Source organism: Rhodococcus sp. P14, from assembly GCF_000256505.1.
Taxonomy (GTDB): domain Bacteria; phylum Actinomycetota; class Actinomycetes; order Mycobacteriales; family Mycobacteriaceae; genus Rhodococcus; species Rhodococcus ruber.
On record NZ_AJFC01000338.1, the window covers coordinates 1 to 4,062 of the forward strand.

Here is a 4,062-nt window from a genome sequence, read left to right on the forward strand (position 1 = left end):
TCCACGACTGCTGCATGCTGCCGAGCGGCTCGCCGGTGAACGGCTCGTAGTACTCCGCGAACGAGCCGTCGCTCGCCTGCCGCAAGCCCTCCGCTCGCAGCAGATGGGCGCGCTCCGCCCAGCCGCGGCGGGCGAACGTCCACGAGAACAGCCACGTCATCACCGGCCACACCGGTCCCCGCCAGTACTCGCGCGAACGGAAGTCCCGGGAGACGGGGGACGTCGAGGGTGGCACGGCGTAGCGCAGGTCGGGGTGCCCGCAGAACTTCGGGCCCTCGAAGGTGCGCAACAGGGCCCGTTCGGTGCCGCGGGGCAGACCCCCGCACAGCAACGGCGCGAACATCGCGATCGTGTCGGTGGCCATCCAGCGGCCGCTGCGCAGGTCGAAGTCCTTGGCGGCGCCGGTACGCGGATCGGTGGTGTCGAGCACGCCGCGACGGAACCGGTCCGCGTACTCGTGCAGCTCACGCACGTCCGCATTCGGGCGCGAATGCTCCTCCCCGATGACGGCGAGCACCTCGCACGCCAGCGCGAACACGGCACTGACGAACACGTCCTCGACGGCGAAGCTCATGGCCGTGGCCAGGGCGTCGTCGTCGTAGCGCACCTCCTTCATCTCCTCGAGCAGCCACAGGTAGCGGGCGTACTCGGCGTCGGTGGGCCGCTGACTCGCGTCGCCGACATGGGCGAGGTCCTCGCGCCGGAACGTCGGCACCGCCCCCGCGACGACGTTGGCGTACGCCGCGTCCCACCGGGGCGAGTTGTCCATGCCGGATTCCCAGCCGTGGTAGAGCGCGATGCGGCCGTTGCCGTCGAGGTCGCGGGCCCGGGCCAGCCACCGGTGCCAGCGCACCAGGTCGGGCCAGCGACGGTCCAGGAACTCCTCGGCGACGGCACGGGTGGTGCGCCCGTGCCGTCGGCTGTGGTCGAGGATCCGCTGCACCGCGATGGCGTGCACGGGTGGCTGGGTGATGCCGGAGGTCTGCGGCCCCTGCGGGGCAGCGGCGGCCAGGTCGGTGCAGGCCCACCGCGCCGGTCCCGGAAAGTAGCCGTCCACCCCGCTCGCGAACACGATGTGCGGGATCATGCCGTTTCGCCACTGCGCGGAGAGCAGGGTGTCGAGTTCGACGACGGCCCGCTCGACGCTCAACGGGGCCAGCCCCACCGCGACGAACGCCGCGTCCCAGCTCCACATGTGCGGGTACAGCTTCGGGGCGGCGCTGGTCATCGTGCCGAGGTCGTTGCCGCGCAGCAGATAGGCAGCCCGCGCGGCGAGCTGGGTGTGGGTGAATCCGCGGTCCGGCATCGCATCATTGTGCGACCGGTCCGGCGTGGGCGCGCGCCGAGAGCCGGCCGGGCCGCCGGAAATCGGACAGCCACACACGTCCCGACCGGTGTCGATGTCCGAAACCGAGGACGATGTCAGGAACCTGCGCGCGGCGCCGACGCCGATCCCGCACGAGAACTACGGTGGATTCCGGAACCGCCCCGAGACCCGAGGAGTATCGGCACATGAGGATCACCGGCGCAGTCCTGGAGGAGATCGGCCGGCCGCGGCCGTTCGCCGAGTCGAAGCCGATCAGCGTGTCCGAACTCGAGCTCGATCCGCCGGGACCGACCGAGCTCCTGGTACGGATCGAGGCGGCCGGGGTGTGTCACTCCGATCTGAGCCTCGTGGACGGCAACCGGGTTCGTCCGGTGCCGATGCTGCTCGGACACGAGGCGGCCGGACGGATCGTCGAGGTCGGTTCGGCCGTCGACGACTTCCGGGTGGGGCAGCGGGTGGTCATGTCGTTCCTGCCGCGGTGCGAGGCGTGCGACAACTGCGCCGAGGACGGCCGGTTGCCCTGCACCGCCGGGTCCGCCGCCAACAACGCCGGCGAACTCCTGCACGGCGGCCGGCGCCTGCACCGCGACGGTCACCCGGTGCACCACCATCTCGGGGTCTCGGGTTTCGCGACGCACGCGGTGATCGACCGCGCGTCGGCCGTCGCGGTCGACGACGACGTGCCGCCCGACGTCGCCGCGGTGCTCGGCTGTGCCGTGCTCACCGGCGGGGGTGCCGTCCTCAATGCGGCCCGGCCGCGGCCGCAGGACAGCATCGCGATCGTCGGCCTCGGTGGGGTCGGCATGGCCGCTCTCCTGACGGCCGTCGCGCAGGGGATCTCGCGCATCGTCGCGATCGACACTCTCGACGACAAGCTCGCCCGCGCCCGTGAACTGGGGGCGCACGAGACCTACACCCCGGGCGAGGCGCTCGAGCGGGGCGTCGCAGCCCGGTACGTCGTCGAATGTGCCGGCAGCGCACGCGCGTTCGAAACCGCGTTCGCCCTCACGGCACCCGGCGGCACGACCGTGACGGTCGGCCTGCCCGCCCCGACGGCGACGGCCGTGATCTCCCCGTTGACGGTGACCGCGGAGGCCCGCACGATCGTCGGCAGCTACCTGGGCTCGGCCGTGCCGCGCCGCGACATCCCCGAGTACGCGCGCCTGTGGCGCGAGGGCCGGCTGCCGGTGGAGGAACTGATCTCCTCCCGGATCCCCCTCTCGCGCATCAACGAGGCCATGGACCAGCTCGCCGACGGCCTGGCCGTACGTCAGGTCGTCGTGTTCGACGACTGAGCGCCGGACGTCGGCCGGGACCAAGGTCCCGGACCGGATATCTTGTGGGAAAATGATTTTCCGGACGTCCGGGGCGGACGGGGACGAGGTGCCCGCGCGTCCCGGCCGCTCGGTCCCCCGCTCGGCGCCGGACTGCTCCGACCGATGGGCGCATGCGACGGGAGTCTTCGGACCCTTTTCTCCCGGCCCTCGGTCCCTCCGGCCGTGCCGGAGTCGAGGTGCGTTTCCCGTCCCGCCGGTGCGCGGCGGGTGCCCGGACCGCTCGCGAACGCGAGTATCCACAGCTGTGGAAAAACCTGTTGATCAGTGATTTTCGACCCGGCCGACGACGACCCCGGCGTCCGCGACGGCCCGGCCCGTCCGGAGCAGCGGGCGGTGTCCGGCGCACCTGGGCGAGTCCACGCCGCGCCGTGGACGTGCTCCACGTCTCATTGCCGATGTCGATGCGGCGGTGCAAGAGTCAGCGCGCCGACGGTCGGCGGCTCCGCTCGGACGTCTGCGCCGCCGGTCGAGCGGGCGGCCGCGAATCCGCCCGCTCGCGGCAGCAGGTCGGAACTCGATGCCCCGCCGGGAGGCGGGCCCGAAGGCAGGAGTCGTGGTCATGGTCGATGTCGCGCCGATACTGAGGACGCCGGACGCGCACCGGCCGTATCCTCCGACCCACCGCCCGAAAGGCTCGAGGATCCTCACGGTCGTCACCTCCACCGACCACAAGGTGATCGGTGTGATGTACATCGTGGCGGCCTTCGCGTGGTTCCTCGTCGGCGGGCTCATGGCGCTGCTCATCCGGGGTGAGCTCGTCGTGCCCGGCCTGCAGTTCCTGTCGAACGAGCAGTACAACCAGCTCTTCACCATGCACGGCACGATCATGCTGCTGCTCTATGCGACGCCGGTGTTCTTCGGTTTCGCCAATTATCTTCTGCCCCTGCAGATCGGGGCACCGGACGTGGCCTTCCCCCGGCTGAACGCGGTGGGCTTCTGGCTCTACGTCTTCGGCGGCCTCATGGCCGCGGCCGGCTTCCTCACCCCCGGGGGCGCCGCGGACTTCGGCTGGACGGCGTATGTGCCGCTGACGAATTCGCTGCACTCGCCCGGCGTCGGCGCGGACCTGTGGATCCTCGGCCTCACCGTCGGCGGCCTGGGCACGATCCTCGGCGCGGTCAATCTCATCACCACCATCGTGTGCCTGCGCGCCCCCGGCATGACCATGTTCCGGATGCCGATCTTCACCTGGAACACCTTCATCGCCTCGCTGCTGATCCTGCTGATCTTCCCGCTGCTGGCGGCGGCGCTGATCGCCCTGTTCGTCGACCGGCAGTTCGGCGCTCACATCTTCGATCCCGGCACGGGCGGTGTCATGCTGTGGCAGCACCTGTTCTGGTTCTTCGGTCATCCCGAGGTGTACGTGCTGGCGCTGCCGTTCTTCGGCATCGTCTCGGA

Annotated in this window: 3 protein-coding genes; 2 read left to right on the forward strand and 1 reads right to left on the reverse strand. The window is 71.0% G+C overall.

Annotated features, from left to right (window positions below):
* The coding region (ggh, locus tag OEY_RS0124165; RefSeq protein ID WP_010596330.1) for a glucosylglycerate hydrolase at positions 1-1,306 on the reverse strand (1,306 nt) is incomplete at its 3' end.
* 206 nt (positions 1,307-1,512) lie between these two features.
* Here ggh and OEY_RS0124170 point away from each other — a divergent pair.
* Positions 1,513-2,622: an alcohol dehydrogenase catalytic domain-containing protein gene (locus tag OEY_RS0124170; protein ID WP_010596331.1), complete on the forward strand. Its 1,110-nt coding sequence runs from the start codon at positions 1,513-1,515 to the stop codon at positions 2,620-2,622.
* 601 nt (positions 2,623-3,223) lie between these two features.
* A partial coding sequence (locus OEY_RS0124175) for a cytochrome c oxidase subunit I (protein WP_010596332.1) occupies positions 3,224-4,062 on the forward strand: 839 nt, incomplete at its 3' end.

Bases quoted from the DNA above. Each gene is read 5' to 3' on its own strand.
- OEY_RS0124170 (WP_010596331.1), top strand. From the start codon at position 1,513: ATGAGGATCACCGGCGCAGTCCTGGAGGAGATCGGCCGGCCGCGGCCG.